At 45.6% G+C, this 26995-nt stretch carries 23 protein-coding genes and 2 tRNA genes; 13 read left to right on the forward strand and 12 right to left on the reverse strand.

Annotation, left to right across the window (positions count from 1 at the left end):
* Positions 1-180: 180 nt before the first annotated feature.
* The 6 genes from AC27IB_RS20915 to AC27IB_RS20940 form a co-directional block, all read right to left on the reverse strand.
* Positions 181-576 (reverse strand): DUF3718 domain-containing protein, encoded by a 396-nt coding sequence (locus AC27IB_RS20915; RefSeq protein ID WP_296046707.1) that lies wholly within the window; start codon positions 574-576, stop codon positions 181-183.
* 303 nt (positions 577-879) lie between these two features.
* Positions 880-1275 carry a DUF3718 domain-containing protein gene (locus AC27IB_RS20920; RefSeq protein ID WP_279319324.1) on the reverse strand — a complete coding sequence of 132 codons (396 nt, stop codon included), beginning with the start codon at positions 1273-1275 and terminating at the stop codon, positions 880-882.
* Positions 1276-1567: 292 nt separating this feature from the next.
* On the reverse strand, positions 1568-1963 hold the full coding sequence (locus AC27IB_RS20925) for a DUF3718 domain-containing protein (protein WP_296046710.1): 396 nt from the start codon (positions 1961-1963) through the stop codon (positions 1568-1570).
* A 314-nt stretch (positions 1964-2277) separates the two neighbouring features.
* The gene (locus tag AC27IB_RS20930; protein WP_296046712.1) at positions 2278-3201 is read right to left on the reverse strand and encodes a LysR family transcriptional regulator; all 924 of its coding nucleotides are present in this window, start codon (positions 3199-3201) and stop codon (positions 2278-2280) included.
* Positions 3202-3326: 125 nt separating this feature from the next.
* A complete protein-coding gene (locus AC27IB_RS20935; protein ID WP_487123377.1) occupies positions 3327-3470 on the reverse strand; it encodes an entericidin A/B family lipoprotein in 144 nt (47 codons plus the stop codon).
* Between the two features lie 32 nt (positions 3471-3502).
* Positions 3503-4477, reverse strand: a complete 975-nt coding sequence (locus tag AC27IB_RS20940) for a mechanosensitive ion channel family protein (protein ID WP_487123379.1) — start codon at positions 4475-4477, stop codon at positions 3503-3505.
* A 288-nt stretch (positions 4478-4765) separates the two neighbouring features.
* Between AC27IB_RS20940 and AC27IB_RS20945 the strand changes: the two genes are divergently transcribed.
* From AC27IB_RS20945 to AC27IB_RS20970, 6 genes are all read left to right on the forward strand, one after another.
* Positions 4766-5071 (forward strand): 4a-hydroxytetrahydrobiopterin dehydratase, encoded by a 306-nt coding sequence (locus AC27IB_RS20945; protein WP_487123381.1) that lies wholly within the window; start codon positions 4766-4768, stop codon positions 5069-5071.
* A 170-nt stretch (positions 5072-5241) separates the two neighbouring features.
* Positions 5242-5318: transfer RNA gene (locus AC27IB_RS20950), tRNA-Met, on the forward strand.
* Between the two features lie 95 nt (positions 5319-5413).
* Positions 5414-5490: transfer RNA gene (locus tag AC27IB_RS20955), tRNA-Met, on the forward strand.
* A 260-nt stretch (positions 5491-5750) separates the two neighbouring features.
* Positions 5751-6731 carry an IS5 family transposase gene (locus AC27IB_RS20960; RefSeq protein WP_487123383.1) on the forward strand — a complete coding sequence of 327 codons (981 nt, stop codon included), beginning with the start codon at positions 5751-5753 and terminating at the stop codon, positions 6729-6731.
* A 506-nt stretch (positions 6732-7237) separates the two neighbouring features.
* Complete coding sequence (locus tag AC27IB_RS20965; RefSeq protein WP_296051175.1) at positions 7238-7546, forward strand: helix-turn-helix domain-containing protein; 309 nt, start codon at positions 7238-7240, stop codon at positions 7544-7546.
* Positions 7543-8775, forward strand: a complete 1233-nt coding sequence (locus AC27IB_RS20970) for a type II toxin-antitoxin system HipA family toxin (RefSeq protein WP_487123385.1) — start codon at positions 7543-7545, stop codon at positions 8773-8775. The genes AC27IB_RS20965 and AC27IB_RS20970 overlap by 4 nt, the downstream gene beginning before the upstream one ends.
* An 11-nt stretch (positions 8776-8786) precedes the next feature.
* Here the strand turns inward: AC27IB_RS20970 and AC27IB_RS20975 are convergent, their stop codons facing one another.
* Positions 8787-10049, reverse strand: coding sequence for a type II toxin-antitoxin system HipA family toxin (locus tag AC27IB_RS20975; protein ID WP_487123387.1), 1263 nt, complete (start codon positions 10047-10049; stop codon positions 8787-8789).
* Complete coding sequence (locus tag AC27IB_RS20980; RefSeq protein ID WP_296051184.1) at positions 10036-10380, reverse strand: helix-turn-helix transcriptional regulator; 345 nt, start codon at positions 10378-10380, stop codon at positions 10036-10038. The genes AC27IB_RS20975 and AC27IB_RS20980 overlap by 14 nt, the downstream gene beginning before the upstream one ends.
* A 769-nt stretch (positions 10381-11149) precedes the next feature.
* Between AC27IB_RS20980 and AC27IB_RS20985 the strand changes: the two genes are divergently transcribed.
* The gene (locus AC27IB_RS20985; protein ID WP_487123389.1) at positions 11150-11296 is read left to right on the forward strand and encodes a hypothetical protein; all 147 of its coding nucleotides are present in this window, start codon (positions 11150-11152) and stop codon (positions 11294-11296) included.
* Here AC27IB_RS20985 and AC27IB_RS20990 read toward each other — a convergent pair.
* The 4 genes from AC27IB_RS20990 to AC27IB_RS21005 all read right to left on the reverse strand — a co-directional run bounded on the left by AC27IB_RS20990 (position 11280) and on the right by AC27IB_RS21005 (position 16820).
* A complete protein-coding gene (locus AC27IB_RS20990; RefSeq protein WP_487123391.1) occupies positions 11280-13487 on the reverse strand; it encodes a TonB-dependent receptor in 2208 nt (735 codons plus the stop codon). The two genes, AC27IB_RS20985 and AC27IB_RS20990, sit on opposite strands and share 17 nt — an antisense overlap.
* Before the next feature lie 162 nt (positions 13488-13649).
* Positions 13650-14732: a nuclear transport factor 2 family protein gene (locus tag AC27IB_RS20995; protein WP_487123393.1), complete on the reverse strand. Its 1083-nt coding sequence runs from the start codon at positions 14730-14732 to the stop codon at positions 13650-13652.
* A gap of 42 nt (positions 14733-14774) precedes the next feature.
* On the reverse strand, positions 14775-15608 hold the full coding sequence (locus tag AC27IB_RS21000; protein ID WP_487123395.1) for a nuclear transport factor 2 family protein: 834 nt from the start codon (positions 15606-15608) through the stop codon (positions 14775-14777).
* 174 nt (positions 15609-15782) lie between these two features.
* Positions 15783-16820 (reverse strand): LacI family DNA-binding transcriptional regulator, encoded by a 1038-nt coding sequence (locus tag AC27IB_RS21005; RefSeq protein WP_487123397.1) that lies wholly within the window; start codon positions 16818-16820, stop codon positions 15783-15785.
* A 270-nt stretch (positions 16821-17090) separates the two neighbouring features.
* On the opposite strand from AC27IB_RS21005, the gene AC27IB_RS21010 reads away from it, so the two are divergent.
* From AC27IB_RS21010 to AC27IB_RS21035, 6 genes are all read left to right on the forward strand, one after another.
* Positions 17091-18353 carry an MFS transporter gene (locus tag AC27IB_RS21010; protein ID WP_487123399.1) on the forward strand — a complete coding sequence of 421 codons (1263 nt, stop codon included), beginning with the start codon at positions 17091-17093 and terminating at the stop codon, positions 18351-18353.
* Positions 18354-18521: 168 nt separating this feature from the next.
* Positions 18522-19448: a nuclear transport factor 2 family protein gene (locus AC27IB_RS21015; protein ID WP_487123401.1), complete on the forward strand. Its 927-nt coding sequence runs from the start codon at positions 18522-18524 to the stop codon at positions 19446-19448.
* Between the two features lie 75 nt (positions 19449-19523).
* Positions 19524-20990 (forward strand): ATP-binding protein, encoded by a 1467-nt coding sequence (locus AC27IB_RS21020; protein WP_487123403.1) that lies wholly within the window; start codon positions 19524-19526, stop codon positions 20988-20990.
* On the forward strand, positions 20987-21685 hold the full coding sequence (locus AC27IB_RS21025) for a response regulator (protein ID WP_487123405.1): 699 nt from the start codon (positions 20987-20989) through the stop codon (positions 21683-21685). The genes AC27IB_RS21020 and AC27IB_RS21025 overlap by 4 nt, the downstream gene beginning before the upstream one ends.
* A 695-nt stretch (positions 21686-22380) precedes the next feature.
* Positions 22381-25539 (forward strand): hypothetical protein, encoded by a 3159-nt coding sequence (locus AC27IB_RS21030; protein ID WP_487123407.1) that lies wholly within the window; start codon positions 22381-22383, stop codon positions 25537-25539.
* A gap of 234 nt (positions 25540-25773) precedes the next feature.
* Positions 25774-26928 carry an alpha/beta hydrolase family protein gene (locus AC27IB_RS21035; RefSeq protein WP_296051191.1) on the forward strand — a complete coding sequence of 385 codons (1155 nt, stop codon included), beginning with the start codon at positions 25774-25776 and terminating at the stop codon, positions 26926-26928.
* Positions 26929-26995 lie beyond the last annotated feature (67 nt).

The raw sequence follows: 26995 nt of genomic DNA on the forward strand, positions 1-26995 counted from the left end.
CACACTGGGAATCATACAATGGTATTTCAGATTATACGTTATTTGCGTAACCGTATGTTTTTAATAATTTAAATTTATTCCTGATAAAGGAAAGGCGCCCTTAGGCGCCCCACCGCAGAGCCCGGAGCTCTGCTACCATGTTGAAATGTTTACATGGCTATCATGAATTCGTTATTAGTCTTAAAGACGGGCGATGACTTCTTTAGCAATGGCGTTGTCTTGCATGCCATTGTCGTTAATCCAGGCTTGCAGTGTTTTACCGTCTTGCTCTGGCTCGCTTAAATCACGGCTTGGCATCTTTTTCACCAGCAGGGTGCCCACTTCAGTCGCGTTATTTTGTAACGCGGTGCGGATAAGGCTCTGGCCGTTACAGGTGATACCTGCATAGTAATCGCGAAGTTTTAAACGGTAGTCAGATTGAACGTCACGCATTTTTTTACGCAGTTCGCCTTTATCATCAGCACTAACGATAGTGCAGATGTTCGCCAGCGCTTCTTCTACGTTAGCGTGAGCAGTAGCGTTAATTCCGAAAGAAGCGGTTAATACCAGTGCAGCAGTTTTAGCAAATTTCAACATGGGGTAATCCTCGTACGTTTTAGCAGTCTTAAAGTTAATTACTATTTTTGTTTGTTTGTTTTGTTGGCACTATTAAAGCGAAATTTAATGCCCGTTTAAACAGTAGGTCTGATACATTGGTATTTAAAATAATACTCTACGTATGGGTTGTTTAAGTATTTAAAATCAATATATTAGAGATTTTTAGGGTGGCCTGAAAAGGAAAAAGGCGCCTTTCGGCGCCTTTCCAATGCAGGGGACTGCTAGGCTCCCTGCAACCATGTTGAACAAGTTACATGGTTATCATGAAAGGGGTCTGACGTCTTAGAGACGGTCCATCACTTCTTTGGCGATAGCATGATCCTGAAGGCCATTATCATTAATCCAGGCTTGCAGGGTCTTACCGTCTTTTTCCGGCTCACTCAGGTCACGGCTTGGCATTTTTTTCACCAGCAGGGTACCCACTTCCACGGCATTATTTTGCAGCGCAGTGCGGATAAGGCTTTGGCCGTTGCAACTAATACCTGAATAATAATCATGCAGTTTTAAACGATAATCCGATTGAACCGCACGCATTTTCTTGCGCAGTTCACCTTTATCGTCGGCACTAACGATAGTGCAGATGTTCGCCAGAGCTTCTTCAACATTGGCGTGCGCAGTAGCGTTAATTCCAAAAGAAGCCGTTAATACAAGAGCAGCAGTTTTAGCAAATTTCAACATGGTGGTAATCCTCGGTAGTTTTAGCAGTCTTAAGGGCAAATATTTTTATTTGCTCCGTTTCGATGATGCTATTAAACCTAAAGTATAAGGCGGTTAATACAGCTAAGGTGATACATTGGTATGCGTTTGAATACTCTTTTTAGAGTTTAGAAAGAAGCGCAAAATCAATGCCTTGAAGTGAAAAAAGAAAAAGGCGCCGTGAGGCGCCTTCTAAATGCAGGGGACTGCTACATTCCCTGCAACCATGTTGAACGGTTTACATGGTTAACATGAAAAGGGGTCTGTGGCCGTCTTACAGACGGTCCATTAATTCCTTGGCAATGGCATGATCCTGAAGACCATTCTCATTAATCCAGGCTTGCAGTGTTTTGCCGTCATTTTCCGGCTCGCCTAATTCACGGCTAGGCATTTTTTTCACCAGCAGGGTACCGACTTCTACCGCATTGTTCTGCAATGCTGTGCGGATCAGACTCTGACCGTTACAGGAAATGCCTGAATAGTAATCGTGTAGCTTTAAGCGATAGTCGGATTGAACCGCACGCATTTTTTTGCGTAATTCGCCTTTATCATCGGCACTAACAATAGTGCAAATATTGGCCAGTGCTTCTTCTACATTAGCACTCGCTGTGCCCGTAAACGCCAGCGATGCAGTTAAAGCAAACAAAGAGGTCTTAACAATTTTCAACATGGTTAGCTCCTTGAAAGATAAAATTTAAATTAGGTTAGGTGGTCAATCAGTTGTTTGTTTTGTCCATTTCATTAAAGCCTTGTAAGTCGCAGCGGTAAATTCTTTGAATAATACATTGTTATGAAGCTTAATACGTAAAACGGCGAAGTGTCGTGTTGGTTGGTTTTTAACTTAATGTAATGAAAGGGATAAATGGTTTTTTGCCAGCTTAGCCGAAATGCTGATAAAAGGGCTTTTGGGCTGTCTGAGAGGTCATTATACAGTGAGAAATAGCCTCGCCTGATGGGCTGCGAGGCTGTAACCTAAGCCACAGTTCAGGCGGCGTTCTGATTTAACGGTGGTGTCAGGAATGCCTGAGCGATATCGATAAGTTGCTGGCGAACCCAGCGATGGGCCGGATCTTCATTGGCACTAACATGCCAGTAAACGTAATAATCGAGAGGTTGCAAGGTAAAAGGAAGCTCGCTGACGGCTAAATTGTAGTGCTTGGCCAGATGGGAGGGTAAGCATGCCAGTAAATCTGTCTTCACCAGCACACTGGGAATGGTTAGAAAATGATGGCTTTGCATGGCAATACGGCGCTGGTGGCCAAGTTTTGATAACTCAACATCGACCTCACTGGCCTGGTCGGGTCGTTGGCTCACCTTTATATGGCCATAAGCCAGAAAGTTCTCCATTGACATGGGGTCGGCAAAAGCCGGATGTTCCGGGCGACCAACCACTACCAGCCGGTCTTCGGCGATTTTGTGTCTGGCCAGGTATTGCTCGGTAAGCGTTTCGCTGTCGGCATAGAAATCAAGCTGTCCGCTGGCCAGGGCATTTACTACCTGCTTTTTATCAATATCATAGTTAGTTATGGTGATAGCGGGTGCCTGCGCTTCAATTTTAGCAATCAAACGGGGAAGAATACTGGCTTCAATGAGATCCCGACAAGCGAACTGGAAGGTCTTCTCTGCGACTTCAGGGTTAAACTCCCGGCTTTGCAGTACACTGGTGCGCAGTAACGAAAGCGCTTGTCTGGCCGGGCCGATAAGATTTTGGGCAACCGGTGTCGGACTCATGGTATGGCCTGTTCTGACAAATAAAGGGTCGTTAAGCAGATCACGAAGCCGGGCGAGCGAGTTACTCACTGCCGGTTGGGTGATGCAAAGGATATCAGCGGCTTTGGTAAGATTACCTGCGGTATAAATGGCATCAAATACAGCAAACAGGTTTAAATCGATTCGGTTTAAATTCATGTAAGAAGTGGCCCAACCAGTTAACTGCACTCATTATTACCATTATTAATAGAAAATCAACATTTCTATCACATTGGTTGATTGTCAGACCAGCTGGGACACTGCTGAGAACGTTGGTTATTCTGTTAGTTTTTGTCTGCGGCTTCTTCGATCTGTTCACCCGCTTTTTTGATATCTTTGCCGAGTCCTTCCATCGTTGCACAACCCGTTGTCATACCGGCAACAGCGATTAATCCGAATAAAAAAAGACGTACATTACGAAACTTCATGGGATGTCTCCAAACAAAATTAAAACTGGTTTCTAACTATCATCGCCAGGACTATTATCGTCTTCACTAGCCGATGGCTGGGAAGCACCGTCATCTGTTTGGCTTTGAGGTAAAACCGAATCGTTAAGCATAGCGTTGAGTTTCTCGCCTCCTTTAGCACCAAAATCCAGCGTGCGAATAGGGAAGGGGATGAGTATATCAGCATCGCTCAATGCTCTCTGAATGGCAACGATTACCTGATGTCTTGCCGCCAGAAAACCCGGTTCGCCCGGGTATTCGATCCAGAACCAGACCAGCAAATTAATGCTGCTGTCGCCAAAGGACTCAGCCCACACGCCGGTTTCTTCTTTTCTGATCACAAAGTCAAATTCATTTACGGCTTTGGTTAACACTTCGGCGGCTTGCTGAGGATCGTCCGCATAGGAAATCCCAACCGGCACTTCAACCCGGCGATGGCCATTAACGCTATAGTTGGTAAGAATATTGCGAAATAAAATCTTGTTGGGAATGATTTCCCGTTGGCCAAAGAATGTCATTACATGAGTGTTGCGAAGGTTTATTGCCTCTACGTTGCCAAATACCCCTTCGGCTTCGATAACATCACCAATCTGAAAGGGTTTACGCACCCCCATTGCAATGCCGGCTATAAGGTTTTCAGTAATGTCCTGGAACGCAAAACCAATGGCCAGGCCCACAATACCGGCACCGGCCAGTAAAGAGGTGACTGTTCCCCGCAGTCCAATAAAGTCCAGCGCAATAAAAATGCCCGCGGTTGCAATGGCCACTTTAATGATGGAGGTGAGCAAGCCGACAATTTGCGTGGAGTCAAAAGTGCGTGACAGAACGCGGTGAGCAAGGTTTCCGACTATTTTGGCCAGCAGGCCAAAGGCCATGGCAATAAAGATGGCCACGGCAATATTAGGCAGGTGTTTAATACTTGCTTCGACCCAGCGCTCAAGCTTTTCATTAATCAGTTGCCAAAAAGTATCGAGATGTAGTGCTTTCATAATTCTCCGCAAACCGCCTGAATGTAACCTAAAATTTGATCTGCAGTGGCTGTTGCAAGCATTGCACCAGCCGCTTTTTCATGTATAACCCACTGAAAGTAATAGTTATATGAGTTTATTTTAGGGGGTGGCAGAGAGCAGTGAGTAAAATTTTCCTGCATAACACGAAAGGATTACTCTGCTGCATGGATTACTTTACAGCCTCTCAGACAAAGAAAAGTGATAGCCCTTTGAGCGCTTTGTGACTTTCGTTAAGGTAAGAAGGTGTATTGAAAACAAGGAAACCCTATGACTGCCAAGTTAAATGAAACTCAAATCGCAGAACAACTGGCCGCATTAAATGCCACTGCAGAAGAAGGTTGCCTATGGCAACGGGACGGCGATGCGATTACCTGTACGTTTACTTTTAAAGGATTTATCGGCGCTTTTGGCTGGATGTCGCAAATGGCTATCTGGGCAGAGAAGCTCAAACATCACCCTGAGTGGTTTAATGTTTATAATAAAGTTGAAGTCAGATTAACCACCCATGATGTGGGCGGTCTCAGCGAACTGGACTTTAAACTGGCGCAAAAAATGAATCGCTATTTTAAATAAAACCGTACTAAATAGTATGCTAAGTGAACGTTGTGGTGGGTATTTAACCGGTTGGTCAAAAAATTGAAACAATTCGCCAAACAGGCCTTGCTAACCTCTAAACCCTATGTATAATACGCACCACTTGAACGGCACAGGGCAACACGCAGTCCGGTTCAACCCAGTACAGACGCGGGATGGAGCAGTCTGGTAGCTCGTCGGGCTCATAACCCGAAGGTCGTAGGTTCAAATCCTGCTCCCGCAACCACATAATCACTGTTTGTTGAAACGAACAGTTGATACCAGAATAAACGCAATAATGCGTCGCAAAGAATATCACGATAAAACGTGCAATGTTTCGGACGCGGGATGGAGCAGTCTGGTAGCTCGTCGGGCTCATAACCCGAAGGTCGTAGGTTCAAATCCTGCTCCCGCAACCACCTTTAAAGCCCTGGCATTTGCCGGGGCTTTTTGTATCCGGCGCTTTCCTAAAATCATCATTTTTCCAGCTTGGGCAGAAACGTGCCCAAATTGTGCCCAAAATTATTTTGTTCTTCAAAAAAATTAATTCGAGTCGTACTCTCATGATAAAGCCAGATGACTGTACTTCTATTATTAAAACAACTTCGTTTAGGGAAGATGCGAATAAGTCCCCGATGTGAGATCATAGCAGCACAGCAAATCACAGCCACTAATGCCCATGAGCCAACAGTTTACCTTCGCCGATAGTGAGTTTTCCAGCAAGCGCCGCCAGACTCGCAAAGAGATATTTTTATCCAGAATGGATAACCTGTTGCCGTGGTCACAACTGCTGGGTGTGATAGAGCCATTTTACCCCAAAGCCGGTAATGGTCGCCGTCCCTATGCATTAGAAAACATGTTCCGCATTCACTGTATGCAGCAATGGTACAGTCTGAGTGATGAAGCGATGGAAGATGCGTTATATGAAATTGCTTCGATGCGTCAGTTTGCGCAACTGTCACTGGATAAAGCGATTCCAGACCGCACCACCATTATGAACTTCCGGCACTTGCTGGAAATGCACAAGCTGACCCGCCAATTATTCAAAACGGTCAACCAATGGCTGTCCGACTGCGGTGTGATGATGACGCAGGGCACACTGGTGGATGCCACGATTATTGAAGCCCCCAGCTCCACTAAAAACAAAAAGAATGAACGTGACCCGGACATGCATCAGACCAAGAAAGGCAATGAATGGCGCTTCGGCATGAAAGCCCATATCGGTGTGGATGCTAAGAGTGGCCTCACTCACACGCTAGTGACCACCGCCGCCAATGAGCATGACCTGAATCAGATGAAGAACCTGTTGCATGGTGATGAGGAATTCATCTCTGGCGATGCTGGATATCAAGGCGCAGAGAAGCGTGAAGAACTTAAAGAAAAGGATGTGGAATGGCTGATTGCTGCGCGTCCCGGAAAAGTTCGGGCACTGAAAAAGCATCCCCGCAAAAACAAAACTGCCATCAACATCGAATATTTAAAAGCCAGCATTCGGGCGAAGGTAGAACACCCGTTCCGGATCATCAAATGTCAGTTCGGCTTTATCAAAGCACGCTATAAAGGGCTGACAAAAAATGACTCACAGTTAGCCATGCTATTCACCTTGGCGAACCTGTTTAAAGTAGACCAGATGTTACGAAGACAGCCAAGATCTGTCTGAAATCCCGAAATGGCCCTGAAGTAGGTCGAAATCCGGCCTAAAACGGCAGTATATTGGCCTAAACTGCAAAATTAGAGTTTAAAAATTAGGCAGGTGATGCTGCGGCTTAACTGAGCGTTAAACTGCGGGACTTATTCGCAGTTTCCTTAGCGGGGAATTTATTAAGATTTGGTAAAGAAAAATGGTGGAGGGGGCAAGATTGACATAATTATTTTTTGGCCAATTAAACTATTATATTTCTGTATGTTAAATTTTATTAGATTTTTCTAATTTTCAATTTTTGTGTCCCAAATGTGCCTCAGCTTGTGTACCAAAACTCAAAAAGTGGATGGTGCGAATCCCGTGCAGTTATCCACAACTTAATTGAAATGGAATAAATACCTATTTACATGCAACCTCTCCAGATTAACCTCAATAGGACTCGTAGATTATATTTTAATCGTGACACGTCCGATTAGTGACATTATAATGTTAGTAAAGGTTAATAAAGAAAGATAAATAACATAATGGTGTCACTATTATCTCCGTCCAAAGCACAAAAGAAGCTTGCAGAGAATGCAAGGGCGAAACGCCTACAAATGGAACTAACCCAAGAAGGGCTAGCCACCCGTTCTGGCGTGCCACTTCGAACGTTGCGGAAGTTTGAGCAAGAAGGCGCTATTTCACTGGAATCGTTCTTAAAGATTTATTTGGTGCTCGGCGGTCTCGATGACATTATTGAAGCCTCTGCCCCCAAAGAATCAGCATTTTCCTCCATTGATGAAGTATTAGATACACCCAGCAAGCCAACACGTAAGCGAGGGACGCGCAAATGAGTACTATTAAGGCCGTTAATGAAATAAAGATTAGCTTAGACTTTGGCACAAAACGCATTTTTGTTGGTCGCCTTGCTGTGCGTGAGCGCAAGGTATACTTTGAATATGAGCGCAGCTTTCTCGATAAGAACATAGAAATATCACCTTTCAGGCTTGCGCTTCAGCCTGGCTTACAGCGCTTTGACCGCAACTTGTTCGAGGGATTACCTGGTGTGTTCAATGACAGCTTGCCTGATGGATGGGGGAGATTGTTGTTTGATCGCTTCGCGCGCACTCAAGGCATTCTACCCGCTGATATTACGCCGCTGGATAGGCTCGCATATATTGGCACCAATGGACTTGGTGCACTGATCTACGAACCAGACTTTAGCTTGGATGAACAGAGCGAAACGATCAGCTTGGATAAACTGGCCCTAGAGGCGCAAGAGGTGCTTGATGGGGAAAGCAGTGATGTTTTACAAGAACTCATCGCTCTGAATGGTTCTTCTGCTGGTGCAAGGCCCAAAGCCCTGATCGGCGTTAACGATAAGCGCGACCATATTATTCATGGCGTGAGTGAACTTCCTCAAGGCTATGAGCCATGGATGGTGAAGTTCTCTAATACACAAGACGGTATTGATGCAGGGGCCATCGAATATGTTTACGCCCTCCTCGCAAAGGATGCTGGCATTGATATGCCAGATGTTCACTTATTCCCTGCGGAAAAAGGCCCTGGATATTTTGCGATTAAGCGCTTTGATCGCATAGGCTCAAAGCGCTATCACATGCACACAGCTTGCGGATTGCTGCATTCAGATTTCAGAACGCCATCTTTGGACTACGAAGACCTTCTGACATTAACGGGCACGTTAACACGCGATGTGCGCGAGGTTGAAAAGATGTTCAGGTTAGCCGCCTTTAATGTGCTCACTCATAACCGTGATGATCACTCCAAAAACTTTAGCTTTTTGATGGATGAAGATGGGCAATGGAAACTTTCTCCAGCCTATGATCTGACGTTTTCTTCTGGTCCTGGCGGAGAGCAAAGCACAACGGTAATGGGGGAAGGTAGAAAACCTGGTGTGGAGCATTTACTAAAGCTCGCTAAAGAGGCCAACATCAAAAAGCCAAGAGCCCTAGAGATAATAGAAAAGATACAGTCCAGCCTGACGCTCTGGCCTGAATTAGCGAAAAAATACGGTGTGAGTAGCGCGAATATAAAGCTTATCAGCACAAAGCATATAACCTAGCGAGTTAAGCTCTACCTCACAGAATACGGATTTAAAAACTGCCTATGCCAGAATAAATTACGGTCCACTTCGCTGAGTTCAGCTTCGTCACAAACTGCCGCCCAGTGTTTTTCAATGGTCGCTTTTTGATGCTCAAAAATCTCAGTCGCTTCTTCCTGGCTCAATAAGAAGTTTGGCGCTGCCGCCAAACAAGTACTAAACGTACTTGCATTTTGACTGCCATGAATAAGCATGGCTTGGCCCTGCTCATTACCTGTTCTGCCTTGAGGGCAGATATCATAGGCGGGTGTGAGCTCTAATTCCTTACCATCCCAGAACGCCGCATGGTTTCTTGCATGATCGTCTGTGTTCCCGCAAAGGATATTAAACAGCAAGCGAGAAAACAGCTCTCTCAGCGTTTCCTTTGGGTCAACAAAGCGGTGGCGAATAATTTCAGCTAGCAACTCATAACTAGCATATCTGGCCATCATATCATCCAGCTCAAACAAGGTAAGGGCAGAGACCATGGACTTTCTCGCCCAAAGCTTGCCTTTTTTAATCCGGTCAAACCGCGCGATTAAGATAACATCTTTTCCGGCCGCTTTTTTCATGAGAACTGGCGCAACGTTCAGTCCGGCCAGCTCAGCTAAACGCATCGCGATAAACTCAGCCTTTACGACGCTGTATAGATCATTGGATGCAGAAAACTTGGCGATATATTTCTTATCCCCCTCCTCAATCAAAGCCTTCGGGCGAGCGCCGCCAATTGAGCTTCCATGATAAAGCGCCTGGTCGAGCTCTGGTGTCAATGGAACCCCTTTCTCAACGCGCTCAGCAGATTCCAAAAGCTCTTCCATACTGACATTTTTCGCAAATCGCGGAACATATTCAGTGGGGGAGAGCTGGAAGTCTAAAGCCCCTATTCGATCAGAGCCTGACTCAAGAAGATAAGTAAGTTCATCGAGTGATGCGGTATCAATATCTTGCCCTTTGGTTCCGTGCTTTTTATTGATGATAACGCGCCGCCCCCAAGCATCGGGCGCGGAGTCGCGTATACATCCAGGCATCATTAGCCCCTCCAGATTTGGGATAAACCCAGATTTGAGTGGCAGCTCAGGCTCATAAATTGGAATTGCGCGCGGAGTATCATTTATCCGCGCAAGATAGCTTTTACCGTAGTTGAAAAACAATCGATCCCCGTCTGCCTCAATCTTACCTGCAACAACAGGCTCGGTTTCACCTGGCAACCAGATCCAGACAAACGCTTCTGTATATTCACGCTTAGAAGTCATCATCTACCACCTTATGTGCTTTATGAACAGCTTTGGGAAGAAGTGAGAGCTTTTCATTACTGCGGTTAATCTCTCTTCTAATCGTGGTCAGCGACTGCGATGTATCAAAGAGACTCACGCCAACAATGGTGGCCACCTCAAATACTGCGCCTATCTCACATCTCAAATCCGCTTTTTCAATACGCTGGAGCATGCTTCTGGATATACCTGCGCGATCAGCGACTTCTTGTGTCGTTAGCTTTTGCTCTATACGCGCGCTGCGAATAAGGTTTGCGAGCAAGCGAATGGCTTCTTCGGTATACCTTGAATATGTACGTTTAACTGACTTACGCATGATTTTGACCTATATATAACCCATAATTCCGTAAAATGGTTTATGTATGAATCATAATAGGCTTTTCTTGAAAGTATTGTCAAACTTTATTTGGTTTATATATAACCCATTTAACTATTAAATGATTTACACATAAACCATTTTTGTAAATTCGCTTAAAGCAGCTCATTTTCCAAAAGTTGCCTCGCCCTATTCACCGCATCGATTTGATGAACGCGTTCTTTGTATTCCATCTCAAGGCGCTCAAATATCGGAATGATTTTTATCAGGGCTTTTTTGATCATCCTGCATAATTTCTTCACAATTTTTAGCGACAATTTTTCTAACACAATGTCTGTTGGTATTAACACGTGCCATGAATAACCCGGCTCGTTTTGTATAACCAGTGCCTTTGATTTTAGTTTCGGTCTTGCGACCAAATCCCCTCAGGTTCTCTGCATTGAACTGAGGGGGCTTTTCAACAGCTATAGATTATAATTCTCGCTAAATTCACCCCCTTTTTCTTTTTGCCTTTCAACGAAGGCATGCTCCACTGACAGACCTGTCCAAGTCAGAACAATCGAAATAATGCTGAATAAAGAGGATGTGTAGATGGCAATTAAGCGAAAGGGGAAGGCTTATACCATACCCACAGGGCGCGACTTTCATGCCTTCTGAACTGCAACAACCACTTCTTTATCAGACGGCATGAATTCTCGCGCTGAGTGAGTAGTTATCTAGATGGAATGGTATTAACCATTATCTCGTTAAGGCATTAACAGGAGAGGGCATGGGAAACGATGAAACTCCTGCTCGTGGTGTGAGTGAACTGGGGTTAGCAAATCAACCCCAGTTCGGCCTTGTAAGTGAACCGTTTTCTTTTTGGGTAAAGTTCGTGTTTACCCGCTGCAATGGTGTACTTAAAAACGGTAATTAAGATTTACACCAATCGTTCTTGGTGCAGTAACGAAGCGACGATAAGCCGGAAATACATAAGTTGTTTGGGCGTCATTCTCGAGATTTCTTACCCAAAATCCCACCGTCCAGTCATCGAAAGACTCATATCTTACGTTTAGATCGCTACGGGTATAGCTTTCCTGCTGTGCGCCGGGTAGATAGTACTCTACGGTCGTGTAGTAATCGCTGGAATAATTCGATGTCACACTGGCTACAATAGTCCCATTTTCCAGTTCCCAGTTATGTTCATATCCTAGCATCGCTGTAAATGCCGGGGCATTAACCATATCCCGCCCCGCTAACTGATAAGGGCCACCTGAAACAAAAGGATTTACAGGTAATTCAGTTTCACCATACTCGGTTTGCAGCGTGGTTGCTGAGGCGCTAAGTCGACCGTTTTCTGACACTAGCCACTCAAGCGTGACTTCGGCACCGTATATGGTGCTATCACCCGCATTCAGCGCATAAGGGAATATGGATACTTCACCGGTTTCAGCCACAGGAATCGTTTGTAGTGACGGTACCTGATAATTTTTGTAATCATAGTAAAACAGTGCTGCATTCAATTGCATGTTATTGTTTAACAGTGTGTTTTTTGTTCCGATTTCGTAGCTTATTAATTCTTCCGGAGCAAACACGGTCACCGGAATAGTCGTATTAACGCCGCCTTGTTTAAAGCCAGATGCAGCATGGGCATAAATCAGTTGATCTTTTGATACATCATACTCAACGCCTAATTTCCAGGTCGTTGAATCGTCTTCAGTAGACTGTGATTGCATATCCACCAGAGCACCGTCTGGTGAAAATAATTCATAAGCACTCTCCCGTGTGTCATTACTGAATCTCAGACCTGCGGTGATTCTGAACTGCTCCGTTACAGGATAGGTTGCCTGGCCAAATACTGCCTTGGTTTTACTTGGGGCAAAAGCCTGGTTGTATAAATAAGTACCACCAGACAAGTCGAGTTCCTGACCATCTCCGCCAATATCTCCCTGGCTGCTCAGATAATAAAGTCCAACCATCCAGATGAGCGGCGAATCGACAGGCGAATTAAAGCGTAATTCCGCTGTTTTGTATGTGGCGTTTCCAGTACCTTCTGTGTAGCAATCAGGCGTACCGCAACCAAAGAAAACATCAGGATCGGCGATGCCAAATAAATGGCTGGTACGTTCAAGGTTTTCGTGTTCTGAATAGGCCGTTAATAAACTGATACTTGCCCAGTCAAGATCTGTTGATAAGTCGAGAGACCAGGTGTCTGATTTGCGCAGCATATATCCTGGCAGGTGGTATTGGTCGTTCTCCCATGGATCACTACTGTCATTTACTGCCCATCCTTCTGGTGCAAACGCTCCTAGAAACGGTGGGAAGGTAAGATTGCCTTGCCAACCCTCTACAGGAACGGTATTCGCAGCATTGCCTTCAAATTCAGAAGTTTCATATTTTAGCAGAGCACGCATGTCTTCACTGGGCTGAAACAGCACTTTGGCGCGAGCTCCCCAGGTATTGTCTTCCATGCTGCCATCACTGATATAGCCGTCCCTATCGCTGTTGAATCCAGCAATTCGTATTGCGATATCATCGGTTAGCGAAATGTTTACCGCCCCCTCGAGGCGGCGTAACTGATAGTTACCGACTTGCGCGGTGATATAGCCTTCAGTACCGCCTAACTGAGGATCGCGGGTAATCACATTCATCGAGCCACCTGATGCATTGCGTCCATACAGCGTACCCTGGGGCCCACGAAGTACCTCTATACGTGAAATATCATAAGTACCAGACTGAACAGATTCGGTACGACCGGTATAAACGCCATCGATCAATGTGGCAATGGCAGGATCGGCGAAGGCAGGATCGATTTGCGAGCCGACACCACGAATGAACACTTGGGCGCCCTGAGCAATCCCCTGTACTTTTACACCAGGTACGCCTTCGATGGCCTCATCATAAGAGGTACTACCCTGGTTAGTAATAGCATCACCACTAATCGCTGTGATGGCAATGGCGGTGTCATTAATACTCTGAACACGTTTTTGCGCAGTGACTTCAATGACTTCTAAGGTTTGATTGTTTTCTTCTTCTGGCACTTCGCTTGATTGCGCTAATGCCAGCATTGGATTAATCGCAGTCATTACACTTAGTGCGATGAGTGATGGAGAATATATGTGCTTCATTTCAGTGTCCTGTAGGGGCTTGTTATGTAATAAGTTAATTGGCGGCGGTGACAAAATCTGACTTCACCAAATGCCATTCTTGTGTCCTATAGTGCTAAATCCATTCCGCTTTCAAGCGTTGTCGCCAGACAGCGCTATTCACTAGCGGTTACTTGATTTGCTTTAATAACTAAAGGTTTCCTCAAATGTGTAATAGGGTTGTGGAATTTGAGGGTAAATGATTGATGGCCTTTCTGGTCTGTATGCCGGGTACGAATATTCCGGTGATGAAAACCCTGGTGGCATTTCACCGTCTCGTTCGCCAGCCTGAACCATGCCTTTCTTTTCAAAATCCAGCCATTTATCATCCAGCTTAGGGGTAAAGTCATAGGCCATCTGAAGATGCCAGATTTTCCAGACTCCGTTTTCTTTTATAAAATCTGCCGCGTATTTTTCCCAAAAAAACGTGCCATTGACTTTGACATTCTGTCCGTCAATTTCTGTCATTAATCCCATTCCTGGTGAATACCAGATCCCTTTGGCAGTTTTGCCGTCACCAGCGACTTCGATTACGGGAGTCGTATTGGTATGCATTGCCCATTCATGTCCGGCACCAAGATTTTCTTCCGTTACCTCAATATCAGGGTTTACTTTTGCCAGCTTTTCGAGAGCGTTTTGGCGGTTTTGTTGGTTAACTTTGCCGTAGGCATTCTTAATGGTTTCAAAGCCATTCATAACCCAAATCGGGCTGGAGAATTTAGCCGTTTTGGCATTTGGGCCATATTCATCCACCCAGATTGCAGCCATTTCCTCTAAATTGACGCCTGCGGCGTGGTAATAAGCATGTTTACTCATTACATTTTGTACTTCCCACATGGCCAGGGCGCGCTCTGCGGCTTCAATTCGCGGACGGGTGTCCATTTTTGCGCCCATTTCACGGTCAAACTGCTTAAATTCAGCCAGTGTTAGTTTGCCGTCACCATTGATGTCAATGCCCGCTGGCGCAGGTGCATTATCATAATCAGACTGGGTAACATAGCCCCGGCCATTTTCAAACATGTTAAAAGAAGACACTGGCGCTCCGGCGCGCTGCCACTCGGTGCGCGACATTTTGCCATCACCATTAGTGTCTACACTGGCAGTTACAGCCGAGAAGTCCGGGTTGGGCCCGCCGCTTGGCGGGGGAGGTGTCTGTGCGGTGGTTGTTGCGCAAGCACCAATCAGAAACGTCATTGCTATTAAGCTGGAGAGTTTCGTGCGTCTCATAAGGCTTTATCCTTCTGGTTAATATATGCTGGACACAAAGTGCTACCGACAATCGGCGTACTCAAAGGTGTCGTTCAATGTTGAATAAGGTTCGGGCAGGCGCGGAGTTAATGATTGCCTGCGGGTCGGGCTGTATTCTGAATACAGCGTTTTACTGATGGTCGGCGGTGGAATGTCCAGACCTTCAGCACCTGGTCCGGGTCCCATTTGCTGGGCGCCGCCTTCAGTGCCCATGGCGGCAAGGTCGCCTGAATGTTGTGGTAGCCCTTCACCAAGCGGTGCAGCCCAATCAGTGGCGACCTGAATATGTAAAAAACGCCACTCGCCATCTTCTTTGATCAGATCGACAAAGTACTTTTCCCACATATGCATACCCTGAGCGGACAGGCCATCAGTACTCGCCAGAATAACCCCGGGGGTATACCAGAATGCTTTGGCAGACAAGCCATCTTCAGCGACTTCTATAATGGGAGTGGTGAGTAAATGCCAGACATTGTTACCAATATAGCGGTTGGTTTGCATGTCGTTTTCAATATTGGGGTTGGTCTGACTCATTAAGGCAAGCTGAGCCGCCTGCATCTGATAGTTAACCTCAACGTAGTATTTATTGATGATGTCGCGACCTACCCAGCATCCCTGGTTTTGTGCCCAGCGGATATCGTCTCGTTTCGACCATAGAGACAGCTCAAGTTCGTTTCGCCCAATCGCATGATACATTGCTCTACGCGACATCAGGTTTTGGATCGCGTTAACAGCCAGCGTTCGGTCGAGCTCTTTTTTTACGTGCAATAATTCTGTTTCAAGCGCTGTTTGGCACCCGGTTATAAGCAGTGCAACTAACAACAGTAATAAACGAACATTAGCAGGATATGGCATTTTAAATCCTCTTCCGCATCATTAAAAATAGGTTTGGGAGCGCTCCCATATTTATCGAAAGTCACTCCAGGTAAAATGAATTGTATAGAGAAAAGGATGTTTTAAAAATTATTGCTACAAATGATATACATTTGATTAACAAATAGTGTTGCTTGATACCGCAGATTCAGCCACTTAGTGGCTATTTTTTACCGCTGAATTTCTGATGATTAACTGGCCGGTATAATATTCCGCCTGATTGTCTAAGGGTTCGCCATGCAGGGCAGTCAGTGTGTAATCAACCATTCTGGAAATAATCTGATCGAGTGGGTGAGCATAGGTAGTAAGCTCAAAAGCGGGCCATGAAGCAATAGCAACGTTGTCAAAGCCAACAATGGAGATGTCGCGGCCAGGAATTCGCCCAAACTCTTCTTTACAGACCTGTAAACAAGCCAGGGCCATATGATCGTTTATGGCAAAAATGGCTTCCGTTTGTGGCTTTTTTTCTAGTATTCGGCGGGTCGCTTTGGCGGCCCCGTTAAATGTATATTCACCAGATACCTGCATAACCTGTGAGAAATTAAACTGTTCGCAGGCGTGTTGAAATGTAGTGGCCCTGCGTATATTGGCCGAGCTGTTAGCAATACCGGATATGAGCGCAATGTGCTGATGACCAAGGTGGTTAAATAAACTGGCGATGTCTTGTGTGCCTGCGACATCGTCAGTACTGATACATTTAATGTCACCCTCCAGTGTCACATTATTAAACATAATGGTAGGGATGCCGGCATCAATACACCCCTGCGCAATGACTTCTGCGCGGTTTGATGAGGCAAAGATGACCGCATCGAGACTGTGGTTCATAATTTCTTCAAGGGTGGGGTCGCGTTTGCTTTCACCGTGGGTGACAAATAACACCAGTCTGAATCCCACATCAGCAAATTTATCAGACAATTTTTGCACAAACTCGGGGTATAACTGGTTATCCAGATAGGTAATTGCAACGCCTATCAGATAAGAACGTTGCATTGTTAATGAGCGGGCTATTGGATTGGGGCGGTAATGCAGTGTCTTGGCCGCAGCGATAATGCGATCCCTGACGGCCGGAGCAACAACGCCTCCATTGAAGACACGGGACACGGTTGATTTTGATGTTTGCGCTAATTTCGCAACGTCACTGCCAGTTGGTCTTTTGGGCGGCTGCAGTTGACCTTTTTTAGTGCCTTTCGTCATATAAATCTGAGTCCTTGGATAAAGCCTGTGATTGCTTTGTTCAGTACGTTCATCTTATTAAGATACATCATGAGCGGACATACCTAAACGTAGATTATTGTCGATAGTTTATAAATGCTTGCCTATTTAACTTATTGATAAAGCGTATCCACATAAGCAATTTGTGATCGATGCGACTGCCTCTACACTCGAAACTATTCCTACTTGTTAATTACTCGATAATAATTGGTTAAGGAAAAGATTCAAGTTAAATTGGGAACGCTCCCATTTATGCTTGGTAACAATTATTTTTACAGGTTCATATTTATGCCATCAAATAAAAAAGCCGGCACGTTGCAGGGGGTAGTACTTATTCTGCCTATAACGTTAACCGTCATGGGGGCGGTTTTATTAGCGCCAATTATGCCAAAGCTAATGGAAGCCTTTGATCACATTGATAATGCGAACTACTTAGTCCCTATACTGATATCGATTCCTGCTTTATGCATTGCCGTTGGCGCGCCGGTTGCGGGGGCGCTTGCCGATAAAGTAGGGCGCAGAAAGTTACTTATCTGGTCTATAGGACTGTACACCCTGTGTGGCGTTATGCCTTTAGCGCTTAGTAGCTATCTACCATTATTACTATCCCGCATCGGCGTTGGGATATGTGAAGCTATCATCATTACGTGCAGTACTACCCTTATTGGCGATTATTTTGTTGGTGAGCAACGAGACAAATGGCTTGGTAGTCAAACGGCTGTAGCATCATTCAGTGCGATGTGTTTATTTCCGCTGGCAGGATTACTCGGTGCAGAGTTTGGTTGGCAGGGCCCCTTTGCAATATACGGGCTTGGCTTCTTTATGATGCTGGGGATATTACTGTTTACCTGGGAAGTAACGGAAGAGCAAGGTGACAAGGCTGTTGGACAACATTTAACACAGCAGCAACAAAAGATGCCGTGGGGGCACCTGTTAAAAGTGTGCTTATTTACCCTGGTAGGCGGCGTGATGTTCTACATTCTGCAATTTCAATTAAGTTCAGCCCTTGCGACTTTTAATATTAACGACCCGAGTAAAGCCGGGTGGATGTTGTCGGTAGCGAGTATCGGGGTACCTGTTGGGGCAATCGCTTATGGATTTGCCCGCCATTGGATGTCACTGCGGGCCTTAATCATTACCGAATTTGCCATGCTCGCTCTCGGTTTTTGGGGGATGGCGAGCGCTTCGAGTCCACAAATGCTGGTTGCTTCGGGGCTATTAAATCAATTTGGTGCAGGCATGATGCTACCAACTTTACTGACCTGGGCAGTTTCATCCCTGTCGTTCAGTATTCGAGGAAAAGGTACTGGTATCTGGCAGTCCACCTTCGCGATTGGCCAGTTTGCCTCCACACTGCTCTTTGCGTTTGCGTTAAGTATGGTGGGGCAGGATAACTTTATGGAAACGTTTAAAGTCTTCTCTGCTATTGCATTTATTATGGTTTTAGTCAGCGTGTTCAGTGTTCAGAAAAAAGCATCTCACAGTGCAACCAATTCGATTGATGAGGCCGGATGAATGAGTAAAGGCTGCATAGTTTCTTCACAGTTACCACATAGTGTACTGAGTGAAGCAGGATATTTATTTGTTACAACCATGGTATCGAAACTGGCTTTATAAGGTGCGTGAAGCAGAACCTCGCACTATCAAACACAACACAAAAGTAAAATGTTAAAAGGAAAAACAATGATGTTATCGAAACAGTTCAGGACCACTGCAATGACAGCAATGCTGGCTGCCGGTTTACTCAGCATAGGTGCCGTTAATGCTTATGCTAAAGAGGCTCCCGTCATCAGTCATGGTGAACATGCCTATATTGCACTGCAAGTACAAAATACGATGAGTCGGCATGCTTATTATCATGCCGCTGGCATGAACCTGGAAGAAGTGGATCATCTGTGGGTAAGTCGCGACGGAAAACATGCAAAAACGGCTGCCTTTGCCAGTCCTATGTGGGTTATGTCGGGCATAGAAACAGTTCGAAATGCTTACGGTAAAGAAAACCAGGCGAACCGGGAAAAAGCACTCAAAGCGATTCAGCAGGTGGTTCCGGATTTAAAGTTTGAGGAAGCCAACCTTGGTGCGGGTCATGAATGGGCCATGCACACAAATACTACCCCCATTATTGAAGTTGCCGGAGACGGTAAAACAGCAAAAGGCGTGTGGTATTCACCAGGTATGGGGTTGATGGCGTCTGTTCAGGGCGATGATGCTCAAATTAACAGCGTCTTTTTCTGGGAAAAGTATGCAGGGGATTTCATTCTGGAAGATGGCAAATGGAAAATCTGGCATTTACAAATGGCTTATGATTTTACACCAGGTCTGCCAAAAGAGATGACCGATGCTTTTGCTGTCATTAATGGTGAGGTGGACAATACCGCAGACACTGGCCCTATGCGGGAAGCTGGTGAAAGAATGGGGAGTTTACCACCGGGCTTTTTAAAGCCGGCTTATTCTTACCCGATTTATTCACCGGCACGTCCAGGCTTGATCTATCCGCGTTTACCAGAGCCGTATTACACGTTTTCTGAAACCTTTTCCTACTGCAATTGTGATGATTCCAGTCGTCCGGACAATTCGGCGACAATGGGAATTGTGGATTTAAAAGAATAATTGATGTGATAAAAACACAGCAACAAGCTGATTACAGCGTTCGCCATACTGAATAAAGTACTGTATCCACTTTTTATGAAGACTACACTGCAAAAGTGTTGGCAACCAGTAATCCAGCTTGTTAGCAGTGGAAAACTGCCATTTCACTTAGGGGTTGGAGGCAAACTCACCACGGCAATGATTTTTACCGGATTGTTGCCAGTGGTTTTGGCTGGACTGGCTACCCGAATCACGTTTGAACAAGGGTTTAGTGATTATTTAAATGAGCGGGGTATTCTTCAGATGGATACCATTGAACCGCTATTGATCCAACGCTTTCAAGGTGAGGGTAGCTGGCAGTTTTTGCTAACAACTCCCAGTGAGTGGTTTCGGATTATTGGCTATCCGTCCAATGATTCTAACGTTCCGCCAATTGGTACACCGGTGCCGGCTAATCAGACTCACTTCGATGAAAGTGGATCTGGACTGCGACTGGCACTGTTTGATAAACACGGGCAGTTTATTATTGGTTACCTGGATAAGCGCGAGAATGCGGTTAAGCGGGTCCTTAAGTCCCATGGGCAGATCATCGGCTTTCTTACTTATACGCCCGGCGAAAGTATTGTCTCTCAGGCAGAAGTCACGTTTAAAACCCGCCAGTATCTGTCAATGCTGATAATTGGTTTCATCAGTGTCATCATTGCTTCGCTGGTGGCGATTTTACTTAGTCACCGATTTATCAACGCATTACTACCAATCCGAAAGGTGCTCGCAGAGTTGGCAAAAGGTAATTTACTGGCCCGGCTCAATCTGCAGTCCGATGATGAAATTGGAGATTTAAGTGCCGATATAAATCATCTGGCAAATGCTTTGGATAAAAATGAGCGTGTGCGGCGAAACTTAATGGCCGATCTATCCCACGAATTGCGAACGCCTATTGCAATATTGCAGGCAGAGCTTGAAGCGATGCGCGACGGAATAAGAACGTTGAGTCAGGACTCCCTGCGTTCTTTACACGCCGAAGTGCGCACGTTGAGTGTGCTGGTAGACGATGTTTACGAAGTAACATCCAGTGATGTTGGCGCATTAAATTATAAGATGCAGTCTGTTGATGTACTGGATGTTCTTGAATATACCCTCCATGCCTTTGAAAAACGTCGTCAGCAACGTGGCATTTCTCTGCGTTATACCTCAGCCGGGGCAGAAGGCATGATTAATGGTGATGAAGGGCGGTTAAACCAACTTTTTAATAACCTTATCGAAAACTCAATGCGTTATACCAATACCGGTGGAAAGCTGAAGATTCAGACTTTTATCAGAGAACGGGTGATAGAAATTATCTTCTGGGATTCTGAACCGGGTATCGAAGGGACCACCTATGAGGCTATCTTTGAACGCAGCTTTCAGGGACGTCAGCGACTCGACACTGGTCGTAAAGGAAACGGGTTAGGTCTGACGATTTGCCAGAATATCATCGACGCGCACCGTGGCGAAATTAAAGCAGGGCCATCGCCTTTAGGTGGACTGTGTATCAATATAAAATTACCCAGGATTGAAATATGACGTTATCTTCCAAGTCAGACACTCAGGCTGCGACGATTTTACTGGTAGAAGATGAGATGAAACTCGCCAGTGTAGTAAAGGAATATCTTCAATCTGACGGACATGACGTCATTGCCGTAACCGAAGGGCGGCCAGCTATCGCACTGGCAAAATTATCACTGCCAGCGGTAATTCTGCTGGATCTTAACCTGCCAGATTTGGACGGAGTAGATGTCTGCAAGCAAATCAGGGAATTCAGTTACGCGCCCATCATCATGTTAACCGCGCGAACCGAAGAACTGGACAGGGTGATAGGGCTTGATGCCGGAGCCGATGACTATATCTGTAAACCTTTTAGCCCCAGAGAACTATTAGCCAGGGTAAGAGCCATATTACGTCGTATCCAGCAGCCGAAAGATCAACCGCTAGTGCCGGGATTACACATCGATGAAGAGGCTTATATCGCACGATACAAGGGCGAATCCCTCCAGTTAACCCCCGCTGAATTTCGTTTATTAAACACCTTGATGAGCACGCCCGGCAGAGTGTTTTCCCGAACTCAGTTACTCGACCTGTTGCACGATGATTACCGGGATATTACCGACAGGGCTATCGACAGCCATATCCGTAATCTGCGGGCAAAACTCAGAAAAGCCTACGAGGGTGAAGAGTTAATCCGTTCTGTTTATGGGGTCGGCTATAAATTTGAAAATTAACCAGGCCTACGTTTATCTCTGACAGTTTGAAGTTTGGAGGAAATAGCTTTTCAATATTACGCGATTTGAGAACCCACGGCTAAGAAGTACAGGCGGCCAGCCTGATTTTGCATTTCACTAAATTTTTATACTCCTCATAGCATGGGTACTTTTAGCTAAGTGAAAAAATTTGATTTATCTTGACTGTTTCGGCTTGTTTTCAGGTCTATTCTGGTCGATTTGTCATCATTAGTATGGTTTATTTGTGTTGGTTATGATTGAAATTGATTAAATGGATTTGGTTTTTTGTTAATCAGGTGTTAGTTTTAATCTTGTGATAATGAAAGTTTAATTTGTCTGAATCAAATTCCGGTCTTACCGTTATTGACCATACGTAAATAGGTAATCGCCCTCGATTCGGTAATCGTTTTCTTTTTGCTTCACGGATATTACTTTGGTTGAGTTAAGCATCTAATGGTTATTTTTATAGGCCAACTATACACAATCCTCGGTTTGCCAATTACGTTAAATTTAGAGATGTCCCAATGTTAGGAAAGAAATTATTTCAGTCAGGTTTGACTATCGCTTGTTCTCTGTTTCTTTTGTCATCTTGTGGTGAGCAGCAGGGAGAAACACCGCAATTGCCGGTCGTTGAAAGTCCTTTATCAAAGACAGTCCTGGCGCACTTTTCAAACCCGTCCTATCAGGATAAGCCCATGGTAAGGTTATGGTTTCCGGATGCGGGAGCAGGCCTGGATGCGCATAATACGATTGCAACACAAATTTCAGCGCTGGCTGAGGCAGGGTTTGGTGGTGTGGAAGTTACTATGTTAGCCGATGGCGCTGATTTTAATAATGAGCAGGCGGCCATTGTGGGCTGGGGAACACCTGCCTGGCGCAATGTGCTTAAAACCGTTCTGAAAGAAGCGGCCAAAGTAGAGGAGGGTTTTCAGGTGGATTTTACCATTTCACCGCACTGGCCCCTCATTATCAATACCATAGACCCTAACGATGAAGCCGCTTCTCAGGAGATTGTCGCTACGGTTATGCCTCTTTCTGATGCGCTATTAGCAGATGATTTAATCGCCATAACGTTACCTGAAACCAAACTTCACGACCACACCACAGCGCTTGCCAGCGCTCCATTTTTGTTTACTGACAAGCTCATTTCCCTGTCTTTAATCAAAACAGGAGAATCCCGTACCGGTGAAAACGAAGTGTATGCTTTGACGTCATTGCATGATCTTACTTCGCAGGTCATTGAAGACAAGGAAAATGGCTATGCGGCCGGGATCCCTGACCAAGCAATGGCCGAAAAACTGGGCATTGATTATCAGGACGTTATCAGGCACTGGGGGAATGAACCGGCCGCCCATGCAGATCTGTCACAAAGCTTTAATGGCAAGGTAGACAAGGAAGGGAACCGGGCACGAATGCAGGACTGGCAGTCTGTCTATCAGATTGATGCTGAGTTAGTGAAAGAGGCTGTAAAAGGCGATATCAATCAGTATCGGCTGATTGCAACTTATCGTCGGGGAACCGGACAGGTAATGTCTGACGGCGGTTTCGGTGGTATCGCACCGATGATGCACAATCGCCCGTATACCACCAATTATTTTGATAAGCGTGGTATCCACGCAGTGAGTTGGTTTTGGGAAAACCGCTTGCTGGATGACGAACTGCGCGCTTTGATGGCGGCCAACAAAGGCGATATTTTTGAAGATTCCATCGAGGCTTTTTCTGCCAGTCAGTTCTGGAGTGGCGATATTTTTGAATACCTGATAACTAATAACGTTGAATCGGCTCAGGCTTACCCGGTGGCTATTGCGATGGGTAAAGATGCTTTTGTTGAAACGTCGCAGGCGATTGCAATAACCGCAGATTTTGCCGGTGTATTGGGTAAGCTTTATGAAACCGAACATCTGCAGGAAGCTAAAAAATGGACCCATTCCTTTGGTTACGGTTATCGCGCACAGGCTCGCGGAGTTACCGGTGTCGATGAATTTAAGTCAGCAACCATTGTTGATGTGCCAGAGGGAGACAATGGAACCAAAGGGGATGGTATTCGCTCCTTATCCGCAGCAGCGCATGCGCAGGGACATCCGTTTGTTTCAATGGAAGCCGTTACCGGGTTCGGAAATATGCAGCTCAACTGGGCCGATGTGATCACTGAAGTAACCCAAAACTATTCTAACGGTATCAATCACGTAATCTTGCATGGCTCTCCTTATAATAAAACCTGGAATGGGTTTACCTCAGACTGGCCTGGCTGGCAGGCTTTTGGTAATAATTTTGCGGGAACATACAGTTACCGCCAGATTTACTGGCCGGATGTGACCACCATTAGTCATTATATGGCTCGTAGTCAGAGTATTCTTCGTAACGGAAAGCCTCAGATTGATTTGATATTCGTTGGTCAGGGCGAAGGTAACCGTTATCAGGGGTTGCTGGACAAGGGGTATTCTTATCACGTGGCATCAGAAGCCTTATTGTCGATGGAAAATCTATTTGTAGATAACGCCAGATTAATGCCAGACCGGGCTGCTTATAAAGCACTCATTGTCGATACTAATCAAATTCACAATGAAGCCGAGCACCTGGCACCTGATGGTAAATCTCTTGGCCCTGAAGGGGTTGCCAAAACGCTGGCGTTTATTGAAGCAAATGCAAAGAAAGGGGTGGCTTTACACCAGTCATCACTGGAATCGATAATCTCACTGGCTAAAAACGGTTTGCCAATTGTATTTATCAACTTTGATGGTGCTAAAATTGATTTACCCGAAAACGAACGGGTTAAACTCAAAAACACATTATTTAGTTTAGATAATGTAGTGAATATTGATACAGCTTCTGAACTATTGCCCGTCCTGAGTCACTTATCGGTGAGCCCTGAAGCCCAATATGAAGAGGAACAACTCGAATCCACGCTTTATGTTGATGCCGAAACCAGCAGCCGGTATTACTACCTCTACAACAATACCCATCCCACGAATAAGGGTATGTTGAAGGTTGGTCAGAGCAAAAAGTACCATACAGGTGAAGCAACAACCGCCAGTATTAAATTAACCGGGAAAGGGCTGCCGTATTTCCTCGATCTGTGGACAGGAAATATTACACCGATTACAGACTTTACCAAGGCGGAGGAAAACGTAGCACTCGACGTCACCCTGTTTGGTGGAGAAAGTGTTGTGGTTGCTTTACTCACCGGGGGCGACATTCCCTCTGTAGAGCAGACTGGCGATCTTGCTAATGCCATAAAAGGTGACTGGCGGTTTAAACAACGCTCAGAAATATTTGACAATAAGACACCTTTATCAGTTGCACAGTGGACACTGACACTACACAGTTATGGCCCTGCAGAGGATAGTGAGAATAGCCAGTCAGCGTTTGTTGAAGGCTACCCGCTGGTCCAACCGTTGTTAAAAGATCCCAGTAAACACAAAGTCACCCGGATTGATTTAGGCAAAGTCGAACTGGGAAGGTGGGCTGATATCAGCTTAACAGCTGAGCAACAACAATTGCTGGGCGTTAATGCCATGTCTGAAGTGTCAGGAATTGGTGTTTATTCAACTACTATGACACTGGATGAAGTGAAACCAGATTCACTACTTATGTTCAGTTCTCTGCAGGATCAGATCACTGAGGTAAAAGTAAACGGCGTTAGTTTTAGTGATATTAATGTTATTGCTGGGGTAGTGGATATTACCTCTGCTTTGCAACAGGGGGATAACAGCATTGAAATTAAATTGGTTTCGGGCCTGTTTAACCGGTCGTTGGCAAGCGGAGCTTCGGTATTTACTGCCACGCCAAGACAAATTAATGGTAAATCTCCTATCGATTACGGACTGACAGAAGTTACGTTGGTTGTTCCCTGATACCAGCACACTGGTGCGGCCCGTATTCGGGTCGCAACACGTTGTTTTTGCTGACCTGGCGCGAGGGAATGCTTGGCAATGCCCACAAATAACAAATAGAGTCTATTTGGATTTTAAATTTTCAATTCATTAACAAAATAACTACCCTCGTCGTATCTGACAAATAAGTTTGGTGGTGTTCACCAGTTGATTGAAAACTGCAGAACCGCCTGAATAACTAGCTTGGAGTAAAACATGTTCGAACCATTTCCCGGGAATTATGTCTGGAATTTACAGGTTAATCTGGCTCTGATTTGTGGCGGCAACCACGGCGAAATTGACGAGGCCTGTCGTCCAATAAAAGAAGCAGCAGCCAATGGTGAGGATGCTGGCACTGCTTTGTTGTTCGACAGCTGGATAGCCGTAGCGAAACAAGTTGAAGAAAACGCCCGTCAGGACGAAGAGGCCGGTTATCTGCTGTCCGCAGGCACCAAATATGCCCGTGCTTCCGGGTATTACCTCTCTGCGGAACGTATGCAATCGCGAGATTATGCGCCACGTTGGGAAGCTTACGACAAAGGCCTGGAGCTTTATCGTAAACATGTAGAATGCAGTGGCTTACATGTCGATTTTGTTGAAATCCCGTTTGAAGATACCACGTATCCGGCGATATTCGTTCATGACGGCAGCGGTATTAAACGCCCCGCGTTGGTGTCGTGTAACGGCCTCGACAGCATGAAAGAACAGGTCAATATGGCCGGTCATGGTAAGTCGAACCTGGACCGTGGTATGTACACCTTGTTTGTTGACCAGCCAGGAACGGGTGAAGCGCTTCGTAAGCGCGGACTGACTGCAGTTTATGATACAGAGCGCTGGGCGACCCCAGCCTATGAATACCTGGCATCGCGTGCCGATGTCGATGAAAACAAAATTGGTATGTTTGGTTTATCCCTGGGCGGCTATTATGCACCGCGGGCCGCAGCGAATGAGCCGCGTTTTGCACTGTGTGCCGTAATGGGGGCAAATCACCTGTGGGGTCAACGTCAAAAAGAACGGATGGAGCGTGAAGGGGAAAATCCGGTGCCGCACTATTGGGATCACGTTCTGTGGGTATGGGGATTCGACAATTTAGACGATTTTATGGCTTATATGCCCAAGGTCACACTGGATGGCCAGATCGAAAAAATGAAAATGCCATTTTTGGTCACGCATGGTGAGGGTGATCGCCAAATTCCCGTTAGCAATGCGGACCGATCCTATGATCAAGCTGTAAACAGTAGTAACCGGCATAAGCGCGTTTTTACTAAAAAGGACTTTGAAATCGAACACTGTGGTGCCGATAACGGTACCGCAATGCGTGATTACATAGCCGACTGGTGTGCTGAAACGTTCGCTAAGATGGGCGACTAAGCGGTGTTAGTTTAATACTGGTAAATCAGGTATTCAAAGAGGCGCATTGGCGCCTCTTTTTGTGGTG

The organism is Alteromonas sp. 4NH20-0104 (assembly GCF_057547795.1).